Source organism: Caproiciproducens sp. CPB-2 (assembly GCF_036287215.1).
Classification (GTDB): Bacteria; Bacillota; Clostridia; order Oscillospirales; family Acutalibacteraceae; genus Caproiciproducens.
The window spans coordinates 1,460,859-1,485,546 of sequence record NZ_CP142860.1 but is presented as its reverse complement, the minus strand read 5'-3'; the positions used below and the strand labels follow the sequence as shown (position 1 = coordinate 1,485,546).

20 protein-coding genes and 1 tRNA gene are annotated in these 24,688 nt (G+C 52.8%); 5 read left to right on the top strand and 16 right to left on the bottom strand.

From position 1 onward, the window contains the following. Positions 1-51: 51 nt before the first annotated feature. Positions 52-2,994: an SH3 domain-containing protein gene (locus VXK30_RS07320; protein WP_275714154.1), complete on the bottom strand. Its 2,943-nt coding sequence runs from the start codon at positions 2,992-2,994 to the stop codon at positions 52-54. A gap of 385 nt (positions 2,995-3,379) precedes the next feature. On the opposite strand from VXK30_RS07320, the gene eno reads away from it, so the two are divergent. Then, entirely contained in the window at positions 3,380-4,660 is a 1,281-nt protein-coding gene (gene eno, locus VXK30_RS07315) for a phosphopyruvate hydratase (RefSeq protein ID WP_275714152.1), read from the top strand. 387 nt (positions 4,661-5,047) lie between these two features. Here the strand turns inward: eno and VXK30_RS07310 are convergent, their stop codons facing one another. From VXK30_RS07310 to VXK30_RS07260, 11 genes are all read right to left on the bottom strand, one after another. Further along, the gene (locus tag VXK30_RS07310; protein WP_275714150.1) at positions 5,048-7,057 is read right to left on the bottom strand and encodes a methyl-accepting chemotaxis protein; all 2,010 of its coding nucleotides are present in this window, start codon (positions 7,055-7,057) and stop codon (positions 5,048-5,050) included. A 271-nt stretch (positions 7,058-7,328) separates the two neighbouring features. Beyond that, on the bottom strand, positions 7,329-8,099 hold the full coding sequence (gene surE / locus VXK30_RS07305) for a 5'/3'-nucleotidase SurE (protein ID WP_275714148.1): 771 nt from the start codon (positions 8,097-8,099) through the stop codon (positions 7,329-7,331). An 81-nt stretch (positions 8,100-8,180) separates the two neighbouring features. After that, positions 8,181-9,611 (bottom strand): FGGY-family carbohydrate kinase, encoded by a 1,431-nt coding sequence (locus VXK30_RS07300; protein WP_275714146.1) that lies wholly within the window; start codon positions 9,609-9,611, stop codon positions 8,181-8,183. 75 nt (positions 9,612-9,686) lie between these two features. Further along, positions 9,687-10,469, bottom strand: a complete 783-nt coding sequence (locus tag VXK30_RS07295) for an SDR family oxidoreductase (protein WP_275714144.1) — start codon at positions 10,467-10,469, stop codon at positions 9,687-9,689. Positions 10,470-10,777: 308 nt separating this feature from the next. After that, complete coding sequence (locus tag VXK30_RS07290) at positions 10,778-11,353, bottom strand: glycerol-3-phosphate responsive antiterminator (protein WP_275714142.1); 576 nt, start codon at positions 11,351-11,353, stop codon at positions 10,778-10,780. A 94-nt stretch (positions 11,354-11,447) separates the two neighbouring features. Then, entirely contained in the window at positions 11,448-13,025 is a 1,578-nt protein-coding gene (locus VXK30_RS07285; protein WP_275714140.1) for an ABC transporter permease/substrate-binding protein, read from the bottom strand. Then, complete coding sequence (locus VXK30_RS07280; RefSeq protein ID WP_275714138.1) at positions 13,022-14,149, bottom strand: betaine/proline/choline family ABC transporter ATP-binding protein; 1,128 nt, start codon at positions 14,147-14,149, stop codon at positions 13,022-13,024. Before VXK30_RS07280 ends, VXK30_RS07285 begins: the two co-directional genes overlap by 4 nt. A 224-nt stretch (positions 14,150-14,373) precedes the next feature. Next, a complete protein-coding gene (locus VXK30_RS07275) occupies positions 14,374-15,789 on the bottom strand; it encodes an FAD-binding oxidoreductase (protein ID WP_275714136.1) in 1,416 nt (471 codons plus the stop codon). Between the two features lie 28 nt (positions 15,790-15,817). Next, entirely contained in the window at positions 15,818-16,801 is a 984-nt protein-coding gene (locus tag VXK30_RS07270) for an electron transfer flavoprotein subunit alpha/FixB family protein (protein ID WP_275714134.1), read from the bottom strand. Continuing rightward, positions 16,798-17,622: an electron transfer flavoprotein subunit beta/FixA family protein gene (locus tag VXK30_RS07265; protein ID WP_275714132.1), complete on the bottom strand. Its 825-nt coding sequence runs from the start codon at positions 17,620-17,622 to the stop codon at positions 16,798-16,800. The genes VXK30_RS07270 and VXK30_RS07265 overlap by 4 nt, the downstream gene beginning before the upstream one ends. Beyond that, positions 17,619-19,070: an FAD-binding oxidoreductase gene (locus tag VXK30_RS07260; RefSeq protein WP_275714130.1), complete on the bottom strand. Its 1,452-nt coding sequence runs from the start codon at positions 19,068-19,070 to the stop codon at positions 17,619-17,621. The genes VXK30_RS07265 and VXK30_RS07260 overlap by 4 nt, the downstream gene beginning before the upstream one ends. 395 nt (positions 19,071-19,465) lie before the next feature. Here VXK30_RS07260 and VXK30_RS07255 point away from each other — a divergent pair, with 395 nt between their 5' ends. Then, positions 19,466-20,722 carry an MFS transporter gene (locus VXK30_RS07255; RefSeq protein WP_275714128.1) on the top strand — a complete coding sequence of 419 codons (1,257 nt, stop codon included), beginning with the start codon at positions 19,466-19,468 and terminating at the stop codon, positions 20,720-20,722. 110 nt (positions 20,723-20,832) lie between these two features. On the opposite strand, the gene VXK30_RS07250 is transcribed toward VXK30_RS07255, so the two are convergent. After that, positions 20,833-21,393, bottom strand: coding sequence for a hypothetical protein (locus VXK30_RS07250; RefSeq protein ID WP_275714127.1), 561 nt, complete (start codon positions 21,391-21,393; stop codon positions 20,833-20,835). A gap of 437 nt (positions 21,394-21,830) precedes the next feature. On the opposite strand from VXK30_RS07250, the gene VXK30_RS07245 reads away from it, so the two are divergent. The 3 genes from VXK30_RS07245 (at position 21,831) to VXK30_RS07235 (ending at position 22,784) form a co-directional block, all read left to right on the top strand. Further along, the gene (locus VXK30_RS07245) at positions 21,831-22,079 is read left to right on the top strand and encodes a hypothetical protein (protein ID WP_275714125.1); all 249 of its coding nucleotides are present in this window, start codon (positions 21,831-21,833) and stop codon (positions 22,077-22,079) included. Between the two features lie 82 nt (positions 22,080-22,161). Continuing rightward, positions 22,162-22,500 (top strand): four-helix bundle copper-binding protein, encoded by a 339-nt coding sequence (locus VXK30_RS07240; protein ID WP_275714123.1) that lies wholly within the window; start codon positions 22,162-22,164, stop codon positions 22,498-22,500. Between the two features lie 119 nt (positions 22,501-22,619). Further along, on the top strand, positions 22,620-22,784 hold the full coding sequence (locus VXK30_RS07235; RefSeq protein ID WP_275714121.1) for a hypothetical protein: 165 nt from the start codon (positions 22,620-22,622) through the stop codon (positions 22,782-22,784). 123 nt (positions 22,785-22,907) lie between these two features. On the opposite strand, the gene VXK30_RS07230 is transcribed toward VXK30_RS07235, so the two are convergent. From VXK30_RS07230 to holA, 3 genes are all read right to left on the bottom strand, one after another. Further along, positions 22,908-22,992 (bottom strand) — tRNA-Leu (locus VXK30_RS07230). Between the two features lie 52 nt (positions 22,993-23,044). Next, positions 23,045-23,641 carry a toprim domain-containing protein gene (locus tag VXK30_RS07225; protein WP_275714119.1) on the bottom strand — a complete coding sequence of 199 codons (597 nt, stop codon included), beginning with the start codon at positions 23,639-23,641 and terminating at the stop codon, positions 23,045-23,047. Next, positions 23,638-24,687 (bottom strand): DNA polymerase III subunit delta, encoded by a 1,050-nt coding sequence (gene holA, locus VXK30_RS07220; protein ID WP_275714117.1) that lies wholly within the window; start codon positions 24,685-24,687, stop codon positions 23,638-23,640. The genes VXK30_RS07225 and holA overlap by 4 nt, the downstream gene beginning before the upstream one ends. Between the last annotated feature and the right edge of the window lies 1 nt (position 24,688).

The following is a 24,688-nucleotide window of genomic DNA, read 5'->3' as shown; positions in this document are numbered from 1 at the left end:
CCCCTCAGTGGGGGGCCGGGCAGGCAAAGCCTGACTGGGGGAGTTCGCTTTTTAGCTCAGTCCCGCCGCCGCGTTGGGATAGGTGTAATTGTAACGGTTGAACTTCACCGCTTCATAATCGCCGTAATTGTAAACGTTCGCTTCGCCGAGCCTTCTGTAGAACAGGCCGGCATAGAATTTGCCGCCCGCCTGATTCCAGCGGATCAGGTCGGAGCCGAACGCGTTGGCGTTGGTATAATTGAGGTCATGGGTCAGCGAGTCGGAGTTGGACAGATTGATGTATCCGGAATTGACCCAGCCGGTGCTTCCATTGGAAAGCTGTACCTTATACCAGCCGTCCTTTGTGTTGGCGAAGTTGCATTCGGTCACATTGAGCGAAGTACCCGACAGCACGCTGCAGACCTCATTCCCTCCGATACTGGGCTGATCCCTGACGATGGTGTCCTTCGTCACAGTCGCCGCAAGCGTTTCCCCGGAGAAGAGCGCCGGCGGGACCACCGCGTTTTTCATGATCCTTCTGAAATCCATTTCCGCGCTACTGTTGAAGTAGCCCGCGCCGACATTATAGGCAAAGCTGATTAAGCAGTCAGCCTGATTCTGGCTCATCAGGAAACGGTTGTTCTGAATCATTTTATTCAGTTCGGTTGTGTAAGAGGAATTATTGATCTTATTGATGAGAAGCGACCATGCCTCCGTCTCCGTCATATTGTTGTAGAAAATCGCGTTCGCCCCGAAAGTACAGCCGTACCCGATCGTGGGCACCTGATTCGACGTCAGCTGGTCGGCGTACACGGTCGGGCTGTAGCCCTCCCATTTGGCAATCAGGGAAATCATCTGGTCACTGGCCCTGCGCTCCTCACTGGAAGTCGTAACGAAATCCTGCTGGTTGGAAACATACGCATTGGTGGTGCAGCCCGTAGAACTCATGCTTCCGTTCAGCGACGAATAAGCGGTAAAAGAATAGGTCCCGGCCGCGCTGAAGGTCGTTGTAGCCGTCCACTTTTTCGTATAGGTGTTTTGTTTGGACTCATCCGTGCAGGAATCGGCGTTCAGCGCCCTTTTGCTGCCGTCCGGCATCGTAATGACGAACTGCACACCGTCGCGCGTGGTGTCGGTCACTGCGGTCAGCGTTACCGTCGCACCCGTACTCGCAATATTCGGAGATGCAAACGCGGTCTTTACCGGTTCCGCATCCGTTACCGTTACATTGCAGGCCGCCGTATAGGTTCCCGATTTGGCAGTGATCACGGCGGTGCCGTTGGAGACGGCATAGACATATCCGTTTGAAACCGTGGCGACATTCGGATTGCTGCTTGTCCAGCTGATATAGGTTCCGCTCGGGGAAATGCTGGCCTGAATATACAGCGTCTTCCCTACCGGGATACTCTGGGCTGTGGTGGAGAGCGAAAGCGCGGTGGTATTCGTTACATCGTCGGAATAATGAAGTTGAATATACTCCGAGCTGACGTAGCCTGCAACCCCGCTGGCGGTCTGCACCTTGGTCCAGGCCGAATTGGAAGTGTCCAGCACCGTCAGGCTCGTCCCCCTCGGCAGGTTTGCGAGAATTTTGGCGCTTGTATCGGGCGATTCCCTGAGCCGCAGCATGTCGGCCGTTACGCTCGCACCCGTAATAGTGTGGGAATCGGAGCCTGTATTATCCCCGGAACCGGTATCCGTTCCGGTGTCCGTATTGGTATCCGTTCCGTTATTGTTGCCGGTCTGTGTGGTGGAGATATTCAGGAATTCCTTGCTACAATAGCCTTCCTTTCCATCGGAAGTCTTTATTTTCGCCCATGATGCATTGGAATTGTCCGTTACCGTCACGGTAACGCCCTTGGCCAGCGTAACAAGGATGCTGTAGCCGGTCCCCGCGCCGCTGCGTACATTCAGGGAAGCGGTCGTCACCGCCGTGGAAGTGCCGGTGGTTCCCGTGGAAGGCGGGGTATTGGTATTCGTATTCGTGTTGGTCCCGGTGGAAGTGCTGATATTCAGATACTGCTTGCTGCAATAGCCTTCCTTCCCGTCCGAAGTCTTGATTTTTGCCCAGACGGAATTGGAATTATCCGTGACAGTCACAGTGACGCCTTTCGCCAGCGTAACAATGATCCCGTAGGTAGTTCCCGCACCGCTGCGCACATTCAGGGAAGAAGTAGTTACCCCCGTAACAGTGGTGGTTGTTCCCGTTCCCGTAGAAGGAGGGGTATTGGTATTCGTATTCATTCCGGTGGAAGTGCCGATTTTCAGATACTGCTTGCTGCAGTACCCCTGTTTTCCGCTGGAAGTCTCCACCTTTGCCCACTGGGCGTTGGAGTTGTCCAGCACCTTTACGGTCGTCCCCTTGCTGATGGTCAGTATGACCTTATAATTGGTACCCGCGCCCTCACGCAGGTTAAGATAGTCCATGGTCAGCGCAGAAGCCGCCGACGCCGTGGAACCGGTATTGGCGGAGCCCGTATTTGTCGTCGTACCGGAGCCGGACGAAGCGGACACGTTTAAAAACTCCTTGCTGCAATACCCCTGTTTGCCGTCCGCTGTCTGCACCTTCAGCCAGGAGGGGTTGGAGCTGTCGATCACCTTGACGGAAGTCCCCTTCGGAAGGGTAACGATAATTTTGTTGGAGGTGCCCGCGCCTTCGCGCAGATTTAAAGACGCCGTGGTAACTGCGGTCGTCCCGGAAGACGAGGCCCCGGAATTGGAAGCAGCGCCGGAGATGCTGAGATACTGCTTGCTGCAGTACCCCTGTTTGCCGCTGGAAGTCTGCACCTTCGTCCATGTTGCGTTGGACGAGTCAAGAACCGTGACGGTGACTCCTTTGCTGAGCGTCAAAATGACTTTTTTATCCATACCCGCGCCTTCGCGCAGATTCAAATAATCCGTTGTTTGTGCGGTCGCAGCCGCCGCTACGGAAACAGCCGGCGGCAGGGTGATCATAACACCCGCGGCACAGATCAGCGAAACCGTTCCCGCTACAATCCGCTTTTTCAGACTTTTCAATTCATTCACTCCAATTATGTATTATTTATTCAATATAAAATAAACCGGCAGCAATCCCTGATAAGGAACAATTTTTCTTTCCTGTAAAATACAGGCGCTGCCTTACAATCAAATAAGCTCTGGTATCCGTTGACACTACTGGTTCGATTATACCCTAAAAACTGGCAATTATCAAGTTAATATGTCAAATTTTAACAATTTCCGCCCCTTTGGAACAGGCGATTTTTTCCGGCTGCCGCATCCATTTTTTTTAATCTCTTTTTAACAGAAAAAAGCGGAAGATATCGGATACACCAATTGACATTTTCAGTAAATTGTGCTATTTTTAATAAAGGTAGTTAGCTTTTGCTAACTGATATGAAAAACCATAAGGAGGGCAAGCAATATGTCTGACTATCGTATTAAAAATATTGTTGCAAGAGAAATTCTGGATTCCAGAGGCAATCCAACGGTTGAGGCGGTCGTAACGCTGAACGACGGCACCGTGGGAACGGGTTCTGTTCCGAGCGGAGCGTCCACAGGCTCGTTTGAGGCCCTTGAGCTTCGCGACGGAGATTCTGCCCGCTACGGCGGAAAAGGCGTCTTGAAAGCGGTCGATAACATCAACACGGTGATCAACGATGCTCTCAGCGGATGGGACAGCACCCGCACGGCGGCCATCGACCAAAAGCTGATTGAGCTTGACGGCACCAAAGAGAAGTCCAAGCTGGGGGCAAACGCCATTCTGGCGGTTTCCCTTGCGGCGGCAAGGGCTGCGGCAAGCGCGCTCCATCTGCCGCTGTACCGTTTTATCGGCGGCGTAAACGCCGACACCCTCCCCGTTCCCATGATGAACATCCTGAACGGCGGAGCGCACGCGGCAAACAACGTGGACATTCAGGAGTTCATGATTATGCCCGTAGGGGCGCCTTCTTTCCGGGAAGGGCTGCGCTGGTGCGCGGAAGTGTTCCATAAGCTCGCTTCCATCCTGAAGGAAAGAGGGTTGTCCACCTCCGTCGGCGACGAAGGCGGCTACGCCCCCAACCTCGACACGGACGAAGAAGCGATCGAGCTGATTTTAGAAGCGATCAAAAAAGCGGGCTACCAGCCTTCCAGGGACTTTGTTCTCGCGATCGACGCCGCCTCCAGCGAATGGAAGTCCGGCAGCGGCTACCTGCTTCCGAAGCATCATACCTCCTATACGACGGACCAGCTCGTCGCGTACTGGAAAACCGTGAGCCAGAAATACCCGATCCGCTCCATTGAAGACCCGCTGGGCGAGGACGACTGGCAGGGCTGGGAAAAGCTGACGGCAGAGCTGGGCGATTCGGTACAGCTTGTCGGCGACGATCTGTTCGTTACCAATACGGAAAGGCTAAAGAAGGGAATCAACCTGCACTGCGCGAATTCCATCCTGATTAAACTGAATCAGATCGGCTCCCTGACAGAGACAATGGACGCCGTGAAGATGGCGCATAAAGCCGGCTATACGGCGATCATCTCCCACCGCTCGGGCGAAACGGAAGACACGACCATTGCCGATCTGGCGGTCGCGCTGAACGCGGGACAGATTAAGACCGGCGCCCCGAGCCGCAGCGAGCGTGTCTCAAAATACAACCAGCTGCTGCGGATTGAATCCGATCTGGGAGACGGCGCCTGTTTCCCCGGGGACAGCTGCTTTCATTAACAACTGTTATTCTTCATAATTGATTTCCAGGATGATACACGAAGCAAACGGATAAAAGCTGTTCCAATAGGTCCGCCCGACGGAATTCACCTGATATCCCAAGCTTCTGAGAAAATTCGCGGCTTTGTATCCAACTTTTTTATCAAAGAATCTGATAATAACCGTTTGCATGCGATCACCTCAATTGAAAAGAATGGATCAATATCAGGATATTCCATAAGCCGCCGTCTGTTTCATAAATTCCGAAAGTAAATAGCCGGAGCGAAAGCTTCCCGAAAATCAGCAAAGCAGGCAGAGTGACCACTCTGCCTGCTTTTGATGAAATCGAACCATTTTAAACGCGTTTGCTTCTTCGAGGGTGACTGCCGTAAACCGGCCGGACAGATTTTAATCCGTTTCCTTCTTTAAGCGGAATTTTCCGACAAGCGACCGCATGATCTGCACCTGCGTAGAAAGCTCCTCGCTGGCGGCGGCATTTTCTTCCGCGGTCGCCGAGTTGGTCTGAACCACCGCGGCGATCTGATCGGCGCCCTGTGTCACCTGACTGATGGACTCCGCCTGACGGCTTGACGCCTCTGTGATCTGCGCAACGGCATCCGAAACGGATTCTACGCTCTCCACTACCTGAAGAAGGGCTTTCGCGGTCTGGTCCGCGATTTTTGTGCCGTTCTCCACCTGTCTGGCAGAATTTTCGATCAAAGCGGTGGTGTTTTTCGCCGCCTGCGCGCTTTTGCTCGCCAGATTACGGACCTCGTCCGCCACAACGGCAAAGCCCTTTCCCGCGGCCCCCGCTCTCGCCGCCTCAACAGCCGCGTTCAAAGCGAGGATGTTGGTCTGGAAAGCGATATCCTCAATGGTTTTGATGATTTTTCCTATTTCCCCGGAGGATTCATCGATCTGAGCCATTGCGGACACCATTTCATCCATATGCCGGTTGCTGGCTTCTATTTCGGTTCGGACAAGGCTTACATTTTTATTTGCTTCGGCCGCATGCTCCGCATTCTGTCTGACATGGGTGGAAATTTCGGTAACTGTGGCCGCAAGCTCTTCGACGGAACTTGCCTGTTCCGTCGCGCCCTGCGCCAATGCCTGCGCCCCGTTGGCGATCTGGGCCGAACTGGAATCCACCTGCGCCGCGGAGCGGCTGATCTCCGTCAGGGTGCCGTTCAGAGAATCCGTGATCTTTTGGATGGAGGCTCTGATGGAAGCGAAATCGCCCAAAAATTCCTGCTGAAGCTCAAAATCAAGCTGTCCGTTCGCAATGCTCCCCAGCGCGGAATCAATTTCCGCAATATAATGCTTCATATTCTCTACCGTGTAAAAAAGGGAATTTGCCAAAACCCCGACGTCGTCCTTTGTTTTGACGGAAGGAACTTCGGAGTGAAGGTCGCCGCGGGAAAGCAGCTCCAGCCGCTGGCTGAGCTTTTTCAGCGGAATCTGAATCGCGTCCGTAAATTTCCATACGGCTGCCAAGCCGATCAGCAAAGTCAGGAACGCAATCAAAAGCACGGCGGTGGAAACGCTGAAGGTTGCGGCGTCAATCTCCTTTTGGGGAATCATCGCTATGACCTTCCAGCCCGTATTGGGAGAAGTATAAACATTGGTAAGGAATTTCTCCCCGCCCAATCCGGTGCTCTTTACCCCATCGGTTATCTTCTCCGCATTTTCCAATCCCGTGATTTTCAGTTCTTCGATTTTCTTGAGGTTATGCTCCTTGTCCATGGAGTCGGAAATAACGGTTCCGTTCTGATGGACGAGGATCAGGTATCCGCTCTTTCCGATCTTCACCTGATTAAGCATTTCCGTCATGGAATTCAGGTTGACGTCAATTCCGGAAACGCCCAGAAGATCATTGCCGTCGTATACCGCCTTGACCAGGCCCAGGATAATATTGCCGTCGTTTTCGTACGGCTCCGTATACACATATTTCCCTTTGCCCGTAATCGCGGTCGTGTAAAACAGCCGCTGTGTGGGGTCGTAGTTCGGCACTACCGCCCCGCCCTCCGGGCTCTGCATATATTCCTTGCTTTCCAGCCCGTAATAGACGTAGGTGACATAGGGATGCGCCTGCCGGAAGGAGTCGAAGGACTGGAAAATTTCCTGCTCCATCCCGCCCGCTTTGGAAGACCGGATTACCCTGTCGTCGTTTTCCCCTCTGTTCACATAGCTGGTCAGATGCCCCTTCGATGTTTTCATCAGGCTCGCCGGCGCCATATAGTCAAGATTGTACTGAATCTCTGAAAAGAAAGTTTCCATGTTTTTATCGGCCAGCTTCAGCTGCTGGCTGCTGGACTCGACGTACTGCGACTGAATCTGGTTGGGCAGTATGAACAGGGACATCACTGCAAAAGGAACTGCAATCACAATGGCAAAAATGATGCTGAGCTTTTTCTTCAAACTGGATTTTTTAACTGATTTGTGAGATTCTTCCCGAATTGTTGCGGAACGTTTAAAGAAATGAAACACTCTACTCTTCAACCTTTCATCAATATACTTTCCGGAAAAGGGCTTTCAGGAAAAAAATACCAAATCGGGAATGAATAAAAAAAGAGGCGGTCTATCGCCGCCTCAATCATCATTTCCCGTTTTGCATTCCTCCAACCGTTGGCCAAAGCCTTTATAAATGAAAATTGCCGCGTTCCTGCTGTGTGCCTGTCTCCGGATCCTTTTAACCCGCTGTCATATTCCAGGTCATTGGCGTAATGGAAATTGCCTTATCGATGTAAACGGCATAGATATCGCTGTCCGGCTCCAGGGTATCCGTATTGACGGACAGCCGGGATTTCAGTTCAAATCTCTTTGAAAAATCCCGCTCCCCCGGCCGTATAAAGCAGAAATAGTTCTGATGGCTCTGCCGCGTAATATGATAATGCCCCGCATCCCGCAGCCGGTCGGGAATATTGATATTCAGGACGGTGGCTCCGTTGGGCATGCCGTCTTTCAGCACGGACTGCGCCGCTCTTCCGGTGATTTCCGCCGCGGCGCTCCAGTCCGCGGGACTGTAATCCGTTTTTCTCTGCAGATGCAGCGGGATTTGCAGGGAGGATGCAATGGCGGGAATTTCATGGGAATTCGCTTCAAACGCGGCGCCCAAGGTTCCGCTGCAGGTAACGATGGTGCCGAGGTTTTCACCGTAATTGATACCGCTGACGCACAAATCCGGCTTGCGGTCCGCAAGCTCCAGCACGGCATGAGCCACCGCGTAGGCGGGCGACCCGTGTACGGCGTAGGCTTTTGTCCGCACTCCGTGAATCATCAGGGTAGTCGTTTCAATGATCCCCAGGTCCTCCGTACGGGGAAAAGCGCGACCCATGCTGGTCTGCTGGCGATGCGGCGCAACAATGAGCAGCTCGCCCAAATCGGCAACCGCTTCCGCCGCCGCGCGCAAACCCGGAGAATATATTCCATCGTCGTTCGTAATCAGAATCAAAGGTTTCATATCGTTCCCCCGCGCTTAGCCGAAAATGGGCAGAAATACTGCAGTCGCTCTGCAGATTTCTGCAATGTCTGTTAAAATCGTTTAACTGAAAATTTCATAGGAGCGCTTCAGGAGGTCATCCGTACCCTTTGTAATGTCGCGATAGACCGCGTTCGCTCTCGCATATTTCCCGGTATTCTGCAGATCGGGCCGGAAGGTGTCGCGCATGCGAACCATATGGGCCACAGCCTCGTCGAAGGTTTTGTAAGCCCCGACTGCAACGGCGGCACAGATTGCCGAGCCGACCGCCGCGGAACCGTTCACCACGTTGCGCGAAGCGGGAATCCCGAAAACATCGGAGAAAATCTGCATGAACAGATCGCTGTTGGAACCGCCGCCGGAAATGATGAGATTATCCAGCTTAAGGCCAAGCTCCTCGCACATCTCGTCCACACGGCTCTTCATGGTCATGGCAATGCCTTCCAGAATGGAACGGTACATATGCGCGCGGCCGTGGCGTCCGTCAAAGCCGATCATGATACCCTTTTTGAACGGCTGGTCCGCAGGGGCCAGGAAGTCGAGAACGGTCATCAGGCCGTCGCTTCCGACGGGGACCTCTTCCGCCTCCCTGCTCAGCAGCTCTTCCGCAGACATGCCCATGGATCTGGCTTTCTCCGCGTAGCTGTCGCCCAGTACGTTCTTGAACCAGCTGACCGTCCACATACCGCGGCGGATGCCGTTGCTTTCATACAGGTACTGGTTGGGAACGGAAGCGAAGTTGCTCCAGAAATTCACGGTATTCTTAGGATTGTCGTGGCCCTGAGCCATTGCGGCAATGTAGGTGCCCAGGGAGATCAACGCCGTCTTTTCGCCGGTACAGCCCGCGCCCAGCGCCTCAACCGCCTTGTCGTTCGCGGTCGCCACGACCGGAAGGCCTTCCGGAATCCCGGTCGCCTCGGAGGCTTCCTTCGTCACGTAGCCAAGGATCGTGCCGGGCATCTGCAGATGGAACAGCATGTCGCGGGTAAGATTGTATTCGGCAATCTTCCGGTCGTCCTCATACCACTGCCATGTGTCCGTATCCATCGGCCAGACACCCTGATAGTTGGCGGCCGTATCGTTAAAATTGCCGGTAAAGCGATGGGTGATATAACCGGAGGAAGTGGTGACATAGGCGATTTCGTCGCTAACCTGTTCATGTACGCGGGAAACGCGCTGATCCATCCAGCTCATCACCGGGGAATACAGCGAACCGTCCTTTTTCAGGAGCGCCCGGCAGAACCGGATGGTGCAAAGCCCGACCGCCATGATGTCCTTGACGTCGCCGTCAAATTTCGCCAGCGTCTTTTTGCTGGCAACCGCAATGGAATCCCACAGATCGTCATCGGGATGCTCTACGATCCCCGGCGACGGCAGATTGACCGGCCTGAGGTTTTCTTTCTCTTCGCAGACAATATTCCCTTCCAGATCAAAAATTACGATTTTAGAACTCTGAGAACCGCCGTCGACGGCTAAAATGTATTTTTTACTCATACCAAACCTCTACTGCCTTTCGGATAGTGTTGGGGCGGGGAGAAAACCCTCTCCCCCACCGCGCAAACCGGTGAATCAGCGAACCAGGTAGCCGCCGTCGACAACAAGCAGCGTGCCGGTGACATAGTCGGACGCGTGGCTGGCGAGAAACACGGCGGTTCCCATCAGATCCTGTCTTTCCCCCCAGCGGTTGGCCGGAATATGGTCAAGCACTCTCTGGTTGGTAACAGGGTTGCTGCGGGTTTCCACGGTAATGTTGGTTGCGTAGTAGCCGGGAGCGATACCGGTAACCTGAATATTGTATTTGCCGAGCTCGTCCGCATACGCTTTTGTCAGACCCGCAATGCCGTGCTTCATAGCGGCATAGGCCGGGGAGCCGAGTCCGCCCAGATACGAGAACAGCGAGCAGATGTTGATGATCTTGCCGCTCTTCTGCGGGACCATGTATTTGGCTGCCTCATGGCTCAGTTCAAAGGCCGCGGTAAGGCCGGTCGCAATCATCGGATCCCAGTCGGCACGGTCGAAGTCCAGAACGTCGTTCAGTTTGCAGATACCGGCGCAGTTTACCAGAATATCGATGCTGCCGAACTGGTTGACACAGGCTTCAATGACTTTCGCGGGAATGCCTTTCTCAGTAAGGTCGCACTTCATAAAGCCCATCTTGCTGCCGGCTTCCTCAATCAGCTTCTGCGTGGTTCCGTCGTCCTCCAGAAAGCTGGCGACGAACACATTTGCGCCCGCCTTTGCCAGCGCCAGTGAAAAGCACTGTCCAAGGCCGCTGTTGCCGCCGGTAACGACCGCGTTCTTCCCTTTCAGGCTGAAGAAGTCCAAAGAAAAATCATTGATATCGAAGCTCATAATGTTTACCTCCATAGTTTTATGTATTGTGTTTGTGAGACGAAGAGCTGCACCGCCGAGCAATATCTGCACACTATACTGTTCCCGATACTTTTTTCCGTACGCGTGAAATAAAATAAACATTCACACAACAAAAAAAGCAGCTTCAAGACAGCATAACGCTGTGTTGAAGCTACTTTCTCTTCATCTCTTTAGTAACTGTGTTCAGTATAAAGAAAATACCTCTGTTTGTCAATGCTATTTTGTGCGAATTTTTTAGGATATTTTTGTACAATTTGCAGAAGCGATATTTCTAAAGGATGCTGCGTTCAGTCACGCCAGATTTCCTGATTGGTGGTGGATATGGCAATCGCCCCTGCGCTGAGCGCGCCGATCACGTCGTCCTTGTCGAGGATCAGCCCGCCTGCAATCACGGGACGGTCAATTTCGTCACACAGGTACCGGATGACCTTCGACAAACCCGCCGGAAGCAATTCCACCACATTCGGATCGGTGACACGGACATGCTTGACCACATTGGCATAGGTAATAAAATCAATCATAAAAAACCGCTGAATCGTGAACAGTCCCAACTCATTGGCACGCTTAATCAGAAACGGCTTTGTGCTGATAATGCCGTCGGCCTCCGTGTATTTCTGAATAAAATCCACACAGACCTCTTTGCTGGCGAAGCCCGTAATGAGATCAACATGCACAAAAACGATTTTCTCCATTTTCTTCAGTTCCTTGACGATATCCGCAATGGTGCAGATATCCCCGAACAGAACGTTGACCATCTTGCAATCCACGCTTCCGCACTTCTCCACGGCTTCCCACTTGTTGACTGCCGCTATAACCGGACAGATTTCCGTGTTTTCCAAGAATTCTTCCGTTGTTAATTTCATATTGCACCTCTGCTTGTCGATTTGGATTTCCATTCGGCAACTGGTTTTTCAGTTTGATTTATTATACCACGGCCCCCCTGTTCATACAAATTTCTTACAGCAGGCCTTTGCTCTTTAAGAAGTTGAGCGCTACGTCCTCCGGAGACTGTCCTCCCTGATCGACAAGGTAGTTGAGGTCTCGCATGGATTCGTCATCCAGAAGCCCCGTCATCAGGTCAATGACATTCTTGAGCTCCGGGTATTCCAGCAGAACCGATTCGTTGATCATCGGGATGGCATAATAGGAAAGAAGGGCGTTTTTGTCGTCCTCAAGGACCTTGAGCTGATAGGTTTTCAGAAGGCCGTCCGTGGCATACGCAGTCAGGACGTCGCATTTCTTACTGGCAATGGCCGGGTAGCCCAGCCCGCCCTCCATGGGCGAGGAACCTTTGAATTTCAGCTTATCATAAGCGTCGTATAAGGCGGCAACCCCGTCCTGGCGGTTGTTGAATTCGATGGTAGGCGAAAAAATCAGCTGGCTGCTGGCTTTTTCCAGATCGGAGATGGTATTCAGACGATATTTGTCGGCCGTCTCCTGACGGACCGCCAGCACAAACGAATTGCTGAACCCGATGGGGTCCAGTACCTCGATGCCCTGCTTGGCCATCAGATCCTTAACGGTGGTATAAATATGCTGCTTGTCGGTGGACGAGCCCTGCTTGAGCAGGCTGCCGTAAGCCGTGCCGGTGTACTCGATATACATGTCGATATGATGGCTTTTCAGTGCGTTATAGCAAATATCGGTGCTGCCCAGGTTCAGGTCCCGAACAACCCTGATATCCGTCTTGTCCTCAATCAGATCGGCATAGATATTCCCCAGAATCAGCTGTTCGGTGAAGTTCTTGGAACCGACATGGATCACCTTCCCTTCGGCCTTGTTGATGGGAGCAACCGAACCGATAATGATCGCAACCATAACGGCCAGCGCCGCGGTGGAAACGATCCAGCGCTTTCTCTTATGGCGGCGGACTTTTTCCTTATTCATATCGATCGTCGGATGAATCAGGTTGACCGGGGTCACGACCTTTTCAAGGAAACCGACGACGAAGTCGACCAGCAGAGCCAGAATACAGGCGGGGATAGCGCCGCTTAGAATCAGATAAGTATTGCTGGTCTGGATGCCGGAGTAGACCAGATACCCCAGCCCGCCCGCGCCGATAAAGGCCGCGATGGTCACAAAACCCACCGCGTTGACCGCGGCGATACGGATACCGGCCATAATCACCGGGAGCGCAAGCGGGAGCTGGACCCTTCCCATGACCTGTCCCTGGGTCATACCGATGCCCTTCGCCGCCTCCAGCGTGTCCGGGTCGATATTGTTCAAACCGATACAGGTGTTTTTCACAATGGGCAGCAGGGAATAAATCACCACGCAGAAAATGGCGGGCGCCGTACCGATGCCGAGATACGGAATCAAAAATCCCAGCATGGCAAGGCTGGGGATTGCCTGTACAATATTCGTCATCCCCAGGACCGGCTTTGCAAGCTTTGGCGAATGACTGATGAGAATTCCGACGGGAATGCCGATCAAAACCGCGATTCCCACGGACAGAATCGTTAAGTGGATATGATCGAGCAGCAGCGACAGGACCTGTTCGCGGATGTTCCAGAAACTCGTAAAAAATTCCGTCATCGTCCACCCTCCGTATCGACAAATTGCTGACTTAAAACAGTCATCAGATTCTTGGATGTAATCAGGCCGATCAAGCGTCTCTCCCCATCTACGACCGGCACGAAATCCAGCTGGCGCTCACGGATATAAGCGAGAATTTCCAGCAGGTTTTTTTCGGGTACCGTCGTTGGAAATTCCGTTTTCATGATTTTTCCGACCGGCTGGGTACGGTCGGCCTGCTTCTGAACGTCGGCCCCGTATGCAATTCCTACCAGACGCTTTTCCGAATCGGTAACCGGCATCGCGTTGATTTCGTTGGCTCCCAAAAGCTCCGCGCACTCCGCCAGACCGGTGTCCGGGGTGCAGCTGACGGGATTCGCCATCATAATATCCCTGACGCGTATCAATTCGGGAGTGTTCCAGATTCTCTTCTTCCCTACAAAATTGGAAATATAGTCATTCGCCGGATTCTTCAATATATTTTCCGGAGTATCGTATTGAATGATGCGCCCTTCGTCAAGAATGCAGATGCGGTCAGCTATTTTGATCGCTTCGTCCATGTCGTGCGTGACAAAGACAACGGTCTTTTTCAGCCGGGTCTGCAGCCCGACAAGCTCGGACTGGAGCTGCGCCCGGGTAATCGGGTCCAGCGCGGAGAACGGCTCGTCCATCAGAACGATTTTCGGATCGGACGCAAAGGCTCTGGCGACGCCGATTCTCTGCAGCTGGCCGCCGCTCAGCTGCGAAGGATAGCGGTACAGATAAGCCTCCGGGTCCATACCCACGATTCTCATCATCTCGGAAGTGATATGATCTCTTTTCTCCGCATTCATTCCTTCTATCTGCAAAATGATCTCTATGTTATCCTTGACTGTCATATGGGGAAAAAGCCCGGTCTTCTGAATAACATAGCCTATCTTCCTGCGCAGTTTCACAGTGTCCATCCGGGCAATGTCCTGATCGTCAATCAGAATCCTCCCCGAAGTGGGGCGTGTCAGTTTATTGATCATTTTCAGCGTTGTGGTTTTCCCGCATCCGCTCGGCCCGACCAAAACGACCATTTCCCCATCCTGAATCTCAAAGTTCAGGCCCTTGATGACTTCCCCCTGTTTAAATGCCTTCGTTACGTTTTCAAATCGGATCATAGGGGCACCTCCTCCACAGATTTTACGATTTGCAAGCGTCAAACACTTGTCCGCCTTTTCAGTTCCGGCTCAGGCAACGTCCTCTTCTTCAGCCGGTCAACTTGGGAACCATTTCATACAAATCTTCCATAATTAAAATATAAAAACAGCAGGTGCGGGCAGAACCAATTCTTATTGTCCCGCCATTTCGACCGCCCTATACAGCGTGTGCGAGACGGTCTTTATCAAAACATATTGCCGGGATTCCAAAAGCCTTCCGGATCATACCGTTTTTTCAATTCGCGCATCCGTAAAAGCGCGGCGTCATCCGCCGGAAGCCAGCGACGTTTGATTTTGCCGACGCCATTTTCCCTGGCAGCACAGCCTCCGAAAGCAGCCGCCTCATGCAGAATCCAGCGCATCCATGCCTCGCACTGCCGCTGTTCCGAAGAATCTTTCGGAAAAAGGTTGCAGTGCACATGGCTTTCCCCGATATGGCCGAAAATACAGTGCGCGGGCCTGAGGTCTTTCAGGCAGTCCCCGTACCACTCCATCACCCGGGTAAACGACTTTCCGGGAAAGGAAATATCGGTGGAAAGCTTGGTGATTTCCGGATGGTTGCGGTGGTTTTCCCCCACCACAAGGTTGACCGTTTCCGGGATTGCGTGACGGAAGGCGCGCAGAGACTCGATTTCCTTTTCACCGGATACCGCCCATGCGCGGTCCGGGTCGCTTCCGCACTGTAGCGCCCGTTCCATCAGGGTTTCCGCCACAGCCTCGATTTCGGATTCCTCCCCCGCGATTTCCAGATAGATCATCGCGTGAAAGGCCGGGTCGACGGGCGGAATACTGTCGAGACTGCTCAGCAGTTCTTTTTTCTGCTCTATGAGCCGGAGGGAATCCCCGTCAATATATTCCGCCGCGGTCACCCGCGCCTTTTCCGACCCGGCCGGATCGTTCTGCAGCTCGTCGGCAAAGCGCCACGCGTCACGCGGGTTTTCAAAAAAGAAGGCGATGCCCCACTGCTCCGCGGGACAGGGCATCAGGCGGAGGGTCAGAGCGGAGAAAATGCCGAGCATTCCCTCGCTGCCGAGAAACGCGTCCAGCTCATCGAGCCGTTCGCCGTTTACTTCCAGAAAACGTTCCCCGCGGCGGATATCCCGCACGGTGCCGTCGGCCAGAATCACGCGCGCCGCTTCAAAGTACTGCCCGGCGTCCCCGTAAGCATAAGCGCAGATTCCGGAAGCCGCCATTGCGGCTGCGCCGCCGACCGTCGCGGAGCTTTCCGTCGGCTCGGGCGGCCAGAAAAGGCGGACGGGTCCGCCCAGCTTTGCAATCGCCTGCTTCAGCTCCGACAGGCGCAGCCCCGGCTCCACCGTCAGAAGATATTTTCCGTCCGTTTCGGAATATTTCAGTACCCGGTTACAGTCGGCCACATTCATCAGATGTCCGCTCAGCGGTACTCCGCTGCCGACAATGCCGGTTCTGCCCCCCTGAACCGTTACCGGGATCCGCTGTTCGCGCAGTTCTCCGAGGATCGCGCAAATCTCTTCCTCGCTGCGCGGAAACGAAATACTCTGCGCGCCGCCGGAAAACCGGGACTCATCGCGAATATATTCCGTGTACGATTCGTCCATAGGAAAAATTGGACGGCTGCTCATGAAATCATACCCCACTATCAGATTATAATCATTCTTCGTTCTTTCGGGTTGCTTTTAAAGGCTTTTCGGAAATCTCACTGAGACGCCGTAAGACCTTGTGCCAGTCGTCCACGATCGCAACGTTGGATTTTCGGTGGATCGGCGCCCTTGGGTCCGAATTGACGGAAACGATAAACCCGCTTTTTTCAATTCCGGCATAAAAGGCCGGCGCGCCCGAAACACCCGCAGCAATACAGATTTCCGGCTTCGTCATGACACCCGAAACGCCGATCAGGCTGCTCATGGGCGCCCACGCGTTCATGGCGACCGGGCGGCTGACCCCGAATTCAGCCCCCATTTTTTCCGCGGCCTGCGCCATGGACTCGACGCCTTCCCGGCTTTTTGCCCCCCACCCGGCGGCAAGAATAAACGGCGCGGTTTCCAGATTCTTTTCCTCTTTTCCGGGAATAAGAGTATAGTCTTCGGAGAAGCCGTTTTCCGGGCCTTCCCGGACCGTTCGCTCCTCTGCGGCCACGGCGGACCGGCCGGTCCCTTCCTCCGGTTCGGCGCAGGACCGGGAAACGGAAAGGCAGTACGGCGCTTTCTTCAGCGCAAATTCCGCCTCCATATGCCCGCCGTACACGGATTTGGTGACGGTAATCTGCTCCCCGGAACACTGCACGCCGTCGACCGCCGCCATAAACGTGCCGCCGCAGCGCTGCCCCATTCGCACCGCCAGCTCCGACCCAAAGCAGTTCCCGGCAAACAGATAGACTGCTGTTTCCCCGCTGCCTCCCAGCTCGGCAAGCTGATTCAGCATGGTTTCCGTCCGCGCCTGCGGAAGGCCGATCAATACGGCTTTTTGCACCGGGACCGCACGAAGCAGTTCATCATGACCGGCTTCTTCCTTGTGAAACACAACGGCGGTATCCGCTTCGATTCCGTTTGCGCGCTGTTTCAGGAATCCCGCAAGCAGCCGGCACTGGTCCGGGTAATCGTTCGTGCAGGCGTTCAGCACCAGTATTCCTTTCATAATCGATTCAGCCTGCCTTTCAGATAGTCCCGGTACAGGATTTCCGCTTTTTCCTCCGGCGTATCCGCCTCGATCAGGACACCCTCCCGCTCCTTCCGGATGGGAACCAGCGAACGCAGCTCCGCGTTGGAACCGGACAGCAGGGCTTCCGCTCCCGGAAAATCCGACAGCCTCAGCAGGGTGATGGGTTTCTTCCCGTAGGCCATCTTGTCCTTCAGCGTCGGAACACGCAGATAGGTGCACGGAGCGTCGCCGATGCTCAGAACGCACGGCGCGGAGACCGTCTGTACCGCCGTCCCCCCGTCAACCGCGCCGGTAACGCGCAGACGGTGTTTGTCCGCCAGCTCCAGCGCAGTCACCTGCGTTACGCAGGGCCACCCCAGCAGTTCCGCCGTCAGGAGCGGTGTGCAGGCGTTGTCGCCGACCTGTGTCTGCCGGCCCATCAGAATGAAATCCGGGTGTGCCTGTGCCTGAGCAAAGTCCGCAATGACCCTGGCGACCACCTCGGGCCGGAACCGTAAATCCGCGTCACCGGGATCGATCCGGACAAGCTCGTCGAATTTCAGCGCGGCCAGCGTTTTCAAGAACCGGTCGCTGGGCATTCCGCCGACGGTCAGCGCACACCGGTGAAAGCAAAATGAGCCTGAAGCTCCGTTGTCGGATAGCTTCAGGCTCATTTCCAGCGCACTTTCATCAAAGCTATTCCAGTCCAGCGGCGTGAACGACGTATCAACTTTTAAATCGGGCTGGAGGGCCCAATCTTCTTCGGAAAGGGCCTCCAGATCCGGGGTAATGGAAAAAGGAAGTAAGAGTTTCATCATTTTCTGAGTGGAATCAGCGTTCCCATATTCATGATGCCGTTCGGGTCAAACGCCTTCTTGAGGGTATCCAGCATATAGAAGGAAGAACCGTACTCTTCATGGACATAGTGCGCTCTGGCTTTGCCGAGGCCATGGTGGTGAGCGATGGACCCGCCGTATTGAACGACCTGTTCGCAGATGATCCGGTTGATGAGGTTGTGGTATTTGTTGATCTCCTCTTCCGGCGGGCAGTCGACAATATTGTAATAGTAAACGAAGTACATATTGGTGCCGTTGATATAGCTGTGGGAGGAATGGCCGCCGATCAGCGTGATGTCCGGCACTTCTTCCATGATGCGCCTGCGGGCGGTGTCATAGATTTCATAAATGCAGTCCCAGCAGCCGGAAACCTCGGTGGTAATGCCGATGTTCTGTGTCGCCTTGATTTCCTCGCGCTCCTGTGCAATCTGCTCCGGACCCCAGTTCAGGTGGCTGAACCACTTCTCGATGTATTTCGGGTCGACCGCTTCGCACTCGTCATAGCGTGCGACGATCTCCTTGATGCCGGCTGCCGTGGCCTCGGCGATCGCCGCAGGGCCTTCCGCCGTAAAGATCAGCACGCACTTTCCGGGAGCGGCGAAATGAGAGAAGCTCATGGCGCCGTCGGCGGGGTCGTACAGACGGGCGATGGACGGCTTGTAGCCTTCCACCATCACTTCACGAAGCACCTCAAAGCCGGTCTTCATGTTGTCCAGCGTGTAGCCCATAAATTGGTTGTTTTCCGGACGGTACTTGAATATTTTGACGGTCACTTCCGTGATGTAGCACAGGGCGCCTTCGTTGCCGATGACGATATTTCTGATGTCCGGACCGACGGAGCGGCGCGGAACGTTTTTGATGCGGCAGATTTTGCCGTTGGGGAAAACCGCTTCCAGGCCGACGACCATGTCTTCGATGCCGCCGTACAGAGTGGAGAACTGGCCGATACTGCGGGTGGCCACCAAGCCGCCCATCTGTGCCAGAGGCTTGGACTGCGGGGAATGGCCGGTGGTATAGCCCTGCTCACGGAGCATATCGTCCAGATCCTGTAAGGGAACGCCGCACTGGCAGGTAACCTGCATATTGTATTGATCCACCTTCAGAACCTTGTTCATCTGGGAACCGTCGACAACAACCGAGTTTTCCAAAGCTGTTTCCAGCCCGCCCTCGATTGCGGAATGACCGGTACGCGGCACAATATTAATCTGATACTCATTTGCGAATTTCAGCACATCAGCGACCTCTTCCGTACTGTGTACATAAACAACTGCCGCGGGGATCGGCTGCGTATATACTTCGCAGACCTGTTCATATTTTCTGTAACGATCAAGGCTGCTTTCTTTCAGAACCTGTTCATCCGTGATTACGTTTTCTTTTCCAAGAATTCGGATCAGGCCTTCCACGATGCTTTGTCTTTCAATTAGTGCCATGCTGTTTACTCCTTTTCTTCATCTCATTTTGACCAATAAAAAAAGAGAAAGCAACTTTCAAATGGGTATACGCCCATTAAAAAGTTACTTTCTCTTACTCTCTTTGGTAACTGACTTCAGTATAACGGCTGGCACTTTATTTGTCAATTGTTTAATTTGACCAGTTCTGCCGAATTTTATTTAGCGTTTTTGTTTAATGACAACTCGGGGTATTTGCTGTATACTGTCATCAGTTACTATCAGAGAGATTGAGAGATTGAGTAACTTCAACCGATCCGCCGTCCATGCGGATGGGTTGAAGTTACTCTTTTTTTCTCTGAAATTATTGTGCACAGATAATTCCGGAGCGTCTCTCGTCATCCTGCAGCTAAACAAAAAAGAGGAGGAAATGTTAAATGAACAAAGCATTTATCAAAAAATACGGCACTCTCCTGCTGCTTGCCGCAGGTGCAGGCATCATTTTCCAGTTACCGTACATCCGTGAAACCTTCTATGTTCAGATTCAAAACGCAATGCAGCTTACCAACGAGCAGATGGGTCTTCTGTCGTCCGGTTATGCTTCAATGGCCCTGTTATCCTATTTCGTCGGCGGTATGATCGCCGATAAATTCTCCGCAAGGAAACTGCTGACTTTTTCATTCATCATAACCGGTGTTCTGGGCCTCTGGTTCTCCATGTTCCCCGGCTACAACGTCTGCCGCCTTATCTTTGTTCTGATGGGTATTTCCACCATCATTACATACTGGTCGGCGTGCATCAAAGCGACCCGTATGCTTGGTTCCAGCGAGGAGCAGGGTCGTCTGTTCGGCCTTCAGGAAGGCCTTCGCGGCATCATGAACGCTCTCTTGGTATTCGGTATGATGGCGGCCTACAACCATTTTGCAGATAAGGTTCTGGGCGCACAGTGGGCCATCCGCGTCTGCGCGATTGTCGTTATCATCATCGGCGTCCTCAACTGGTTCTTTATTGAAGACACAAAAAGAGAAGAAAATTCCGAGGGCATCCTCGACATTGCAAAAGGCATGCTGCACGCCATGAAGCTGCCGCGCGTATGGGTTATCTGCGCGATCGTCTTTACCGCATACAGCATCTATGGGATGCTGGGCTACCTGAACACCTACTGTGTGAAGGTTTACGGCGCTCCGGAGTCCGTGGGCACAACGCTCGGCGCCTTCCGTTACGTCATTCAGGCCGTCGGCGGCGTCATCGGCGGATTCCTGGCTGACAAGATCGGCTCCCGTATCAAGGTCATCATCGGCTCCGCGGTACTATTCATCGCGTCCTTCCTCGGATTCCTGGTCCTGCCGGAATCTGCCGCAGTGCTGAATGTCGTTATTGTCAACTTCATCTTCGGCCTGTTCATCATCTATGTTGTACGTTCCATGTACTTCGCCATCATCGACGACGCACATCTTCCGGTCAATTCCACTGGCCGTGTTTCCGGCTTCGTATCCTTCCTGGGTTATTCCCCCGACATTTTCATGTACACCATGATCGGCAGCTGGATGGACGCGAACCCCGGCAAAGCGGGCTATAACATGATGTTTGTCTATGCCCTGGCAATGGCCGCTCTCTGCTGTGTCTTTGCTTTCGTTCTGTTCCGGATTGTCAAAAAGGACGAAAAGAAGGCGGGCAGCACCGAAACCGCCTGAACTTGATAAAAACTTTGTTTAACCCTTGCTCAACAAACGCTCCGAACAAAGACTGCCGCCAAACGACAATTGTCGTTTGGCGGCAGTCTTTTGTAATCAGATCATTCTTTTTATAATACACCCATATACGGGTGTAGCCCTACGTCCGCGGATATTTTCATGATACGCCAAAAGTCTCCGTCTTTGACAACCGTCAGCGCAGCGTTATAGTCTTCGGCGGGACCGCTCGATGTTGCAGTGGAAAAAGAAAGCTGAATCACAGATTGGCCGTTTCCCGTTTGCGTCTGATTGGTGATTTTATAGCTTTCTATCCAAGGGCTGGACATTCCCGTTACCCAATTGGGATTGTATTGGTCAAGCTGTTTGACATACTCTTTTTTGAGTTTGGAATCCATTACGGAATATTGCATCGCCCCGCTTCTGCTTTTCAGGCCATCGGCCCATACCACGGCGGCGGATGCCGGCGCGCATACCCCCACCCGGTCCATTGCATCCATCAAAAGCCGGGTCCTTACTTCGTATTGATCCACCTCGGCCACCGCTGCCGCAACGCTGATATATTTGCAGTGAAAGAAATACCCTGCCGCATTGAAAAGCGCCGCGATCAACAAACAAACGACGATTACAAACCCAACGAACCTTTTTACCTGCTTTGAAAAAAGCAATTTCATGCAAACTCCCCCTATCAATATTTCCATAAAGTGTATGACGGGCAATGGAAAAATAGGCAAATTCCCGCTGTTGGTCAATCATTAATCAATACGATTCCGCTCCGCGTTACTCCAAACCTGGCGGTTTTTCCGCCTTAATCCAAAAGTAAAAAGCCCTCCCAGCCGCCCGAAAGCAGTTGAGAGGGGTCCCAAATTGTGAAATTGAGCTAATTATTGTATTATAGATTCGTGCACAAACCTATCCCCCAAATTATAAAAGCTCAATTTTAATTGTATTATAGCAGAATAATAAATAATTTTCAAGAAAAAATTCACCAGTTAATCCGATGCCGCTTTGTCTATAAAGCTGTTAACAGAATCATCCCGGCTATTCGGGAAGAATATGATTGTACAATCGGGCAAAAGTGAAGTATAATAAAAGAAAGCAGGTGATGATTATGAAAGGAAAAATTATTCGGAACTTAACAGATTATAACGGGAAACCGGTTTGGGTGGAATTTGAAAACCCGGACGCATGCAGCTGCGCAAACTGCGGAGCTTGCCGGTCAAGCGATGCCGAAGCGCATCTTTATACCAGCGGCGTATATCGTGCCGAGGGCCATTTTCTCGTCTCGCTTACGAACGAAGAACATCGTTTCCATGAGTTTACGCCGCGTATCCTCGCCATTTACGAGTGGCGGGAATAAGGGAACGGCTATCGGATATCATCCACATAAATCTTAACTTCTCAGAAATAATAGTAGAAATAAAATCTGCAAGGAGTTAGTTATGGGGATTGTAAATATGAATAATAAAAATCAAACCTGCATTGACGAATGCAACAAATGCGCACAGGCATGTTTGGAATGTATGAAAATGTGTCTGGACGAGCCCGATGTAGCAAATAGAAAAAAGTGCATTGCCAAACTTCATGAATGCGCTTGTATCTGTAAAGAAGCAGCATCCTTTATGGCGGTGGATTCTTGCCATGCTATGGAATTATGCAAACTATGCGCGACGATTTGTAATGAGTGCGCTCAAGAATGCGGAGCATTTAAAGACGACCACTGTGCGAAATGCGCCGCAGAATGCAAAAAATGCGTGCAGGAATGTCAGTCCATGCAGTGACGGCGGATTTGTAGATCATATTTCAAATTGAATTTGCGGCTTTCGCTTCACGGCGAGAGCCGTTTTTTGATAAAATCCGAGCGATTGGACAGGCTAATTTCCGAAAGGAGGTTGAATTGATGAAAGAAAAATTGCTTGTGCCTGACCCAGACTCGGTTTCTCCCGCACATATTCCAACGGTTCCGGCTCCGATACCAATACGAATGCCGACATCCAGAGAGGATAAAGAAACTGCGAAACCCGCTCAAAACGGAAGCACAAAAGACAGCGACCCAACCATGTAATTCTCTTGCCGTCCTCAGCGGGCGGCATTTTTGCACCCAGAAATCCGCTCTCCAGATAAATGGCTTTATGGATATAAAAAGCCCGGAAAACCAGCATTCATGCGGCTTCCCGGGTTCCTATTCTGGTGCGCGAGATGGGACTTGAACCCATACGTCATACAACACACGCCCCTCAAACGTGCCTGTCTGCCAGTTCCAGCACTCGCGCGAATCAGCGAGATTTATTATATCATTTTATCCGTTCGATTGTCAACCCCCAATTATGCGTTTTTAAAAAGTTTGTCAATGAAACTGCAAAATTCGTCGTAACTCATAATGCTGTTCAGAACGCCGACCATCGAATTTACCGCCAGATGCTCCGGCAGCGCCAGCTCCTTCAAAAATGTCCTTCTTTTCTGCGCGCTGTTTTCCCCGCCTGACAGGCCGGCAAGATAAAGGTCCGTCTTGGCAATCTTCCGTCCCGCGGGGGCTTCGTCCTCGCTGCAGGTAACGCCCGCACGCCGCAGGGCGTCAACGATCGCCTGCACAGGCACCCCTTCCACCCCAAGCTTCCCTTCCTTGGAGGGTTTGTCCTTACGGCCCTCTTTCCCGAAAATATCGGGAATATAGGCATGCTTGATTTTATCCGGGCTGACCGCGCCGGAAAGATAGTTCCGGATGAGGAATCCGGCCGAATCGCTGTCCGTCAGAACCAAAATTCCGCGTTTGTCCGCCAGCCGGCGGATCATTTCCATCTGTTCTTTATCGCGGAAGATCCGGAATCCCCGCGTCTCTATAATTAAACCGTCAATGATCGAGGAAAGCTTGATCTTATCGTACTTCCCCTCTACTATGACCGCTTCCTTTACTTTAATCAAGCCGTTTTCTCCCTTTCCGCTATGAGTAAAAGCTGCGCGATCAGCTTTTCCATAAGGATGCGCCGGTCGCCGCGCGCGCTTTTCAGCGCGGTATCCGCCCCCAGAAGCGCCTGAAGGCTCTGGCGCAGCATGGGCGTGGTCAGTTTCTTCGCGTCCCTCTCCGCGTTGGTGAGCCTGAATTCCTTGCGGGCATAGTCAAAGTGCTTTGCGGGCTCCGACGCGGTGAATCCGCTCTGAATGGAAACCCTGACGCGGTACATGTCGACATAAGCGGAGGAAAGCACCGCCAGAACGGAAACGGGCTCCTCATTCTGATAAAACAGCAGGTCCAGAATCCCGTAGGCTTTGTCGTACTGGCCCGCGATAATCGCCTTGGACAGATCATATACCCGGGTTTCCAGATTCTTCACCACCAGCGCGTCAATCGTCTTCGCGGTGATCGCGCCTTCCTTTACAAAAGCGCATAGCTTTTCCAGCTCGTTGAACAGCGTCTGCAGGTCGTTTCCGCAGTAACCGACAATACGCCCGGCGTTCTGCCGCGAGAGCTCGCAGCCCCGTTTTTCCGCCGCGGCGCACAGGGCTTTCTCAAGGTCCGGCCCGGAGCGTTTTTTCAGGTGAACCGTCACGCCCGCCTGATTGACCGTATCCATCAGCTTTTTCCATTTTTTATCTTTTTTGTAATTGATTTCCGCAGACGGCAGATAAAGCACCAGCACGGTTGTGTCCGGAACGCTTTTCAGGAGCTCGTCCAGCTTGGCCGCTTCCTGCGCGTGCAGACCTTCCACATCCAGGTCGGCGACCGCCACGCATTTGCGCTCCGCCATAAAGGGGAGCGCTTCCACCGCCGACGCGATCTGATCGACCGTAGCGGAATCGTCAAAGCGCTGAAAATTGAAATCGAGAAACGCGGTCCCCGCGGCTTTGGCAATCAGTTTTTTCGCATAGAACCCAACCAGGTATTTTTCTTCCCCATGCAGAAAATAGAGGTTTGCAAAATCCGCCTTTTCAATTTGTTTTTTCAATTCCGCTTCGGTAATTTCGGGCATA

Bases quoted from the DNA above. Each gene is read 5' to 3' on its own strand.
- eno (WP_275714152.1), top strand. From the start codon at position 3,380: ATGTCTGACTATCGTATTAAAAATATTGTTGCAAGAGAAATTCTGGAT.
- VXK30_RS07265 (WP_275714132.1), bottom strand. From the start codon at position 17,622: ATGATGAAACTCTTACTTCCTTTTTCCATTACCCCGGATCTGGAGGCC.
- VXK30_RS07255 (WP_275714128.1), top strand. From the start codon at position 19,466: ATGAACAAAGCATTTATCAAAAAATACGGCACTCTCCTGCTGCTTGCC.
- VXK30_RS07280 (WP_275714138.1), bottom strand. From the start codon at position 14,149: ATGATCCGATTTGAAAACGTAACGAAGGCATTTAAACAGGGGGAAGTC.
- VXK30_RS07260 (WP_275714130.1), bottom strand. From the start codon at position 19,070: ATGGCACTAATTGAAAGACAAAGCATCGTGGAAGGCCTGATCCGAATT.
- VXK30_RS07270 (WP_275714134.1), bottom strand. From the start codon at position 16,801: ATGAAAGGAATACTGGTGCTGAACGCCTGCACGAACGATTACCCGGAC.
- VXK30_RS07250 (WP_275714127.1), bottom strand. From the start codon at position 21,393: ATGAAATTGCTTTTTTCAAAGCAGGTAAAAAGGTTCGTTGGGTTTGTA.
- holA (WP_275714117.1), bottom strand. From the start codon at position 24,687: ATGCCCGAAATTACCGAAGCGGAATTGAAAAAACAAATTGAAAAGGCG.
- VXK30_RS07295 (WP_275714144.1), bottom strand. From the start codon at position 10,469: ATGAGCTTCGATATCAATGATTTTTCTTTGGACTTCTTCAGCCTGAAA.
- VXK30_RS07285 (WP_275714140.1), bottom strand. From the start codon at position 13,025: ATGACGGAATTTTTTACGAGTTTCTGGAACATCCGCGAACAGGTCCTG.
- VXK30_RS07235 (WP_275714121.1), top strand. From the start codon at position 22,620: ATGAAAGAAAAATTGCTTGTGCCTGACCCAGACTCGGTTTCTCCCGCA.
- VXK30_RS07245 (WP_275714125.1), top strand. From the start codon at position 21,831: ATGAAAGGAAAAATTATTCGGAACTTAACAGATTATAACGGGAAACCG.
- VXK30_RS07275 (WP_275714136.1), bottom strand. From the start codon at position 15,789: ATGAGCAGCCGTCCAATTTTTCCTATGGACGAATCGTACACGGAATAT.
- VXK30_RS07290 (WP_275714142.1), bottom strand. From the start codon at position 11,353: ATGAAATTAACAACGGAAGAATTCTTGGAAAACACGGAAATCTGTCCG.
- surE (WP_275714148.1), bottom strand. From the start codon at position 8,099: ATGAAACCTTTGATTCTGATTACGAACGACGATGGAATATATTCTCCG.
- VXK30_RS07240 (WP_275714123.1), top strand. From the start codon at position 22,162: ATGGGGATTGTAAATATGAATAATAAAAATCAAACCTGCATTGACGAA.
- VXK30_RS07300 (WP_275714146.1), bottom strand. From the start codon at position 9,611: ATGAGTAAAAAATACATTTTAGCCGTCGACGGCGGTTCTCAGAGTTCT.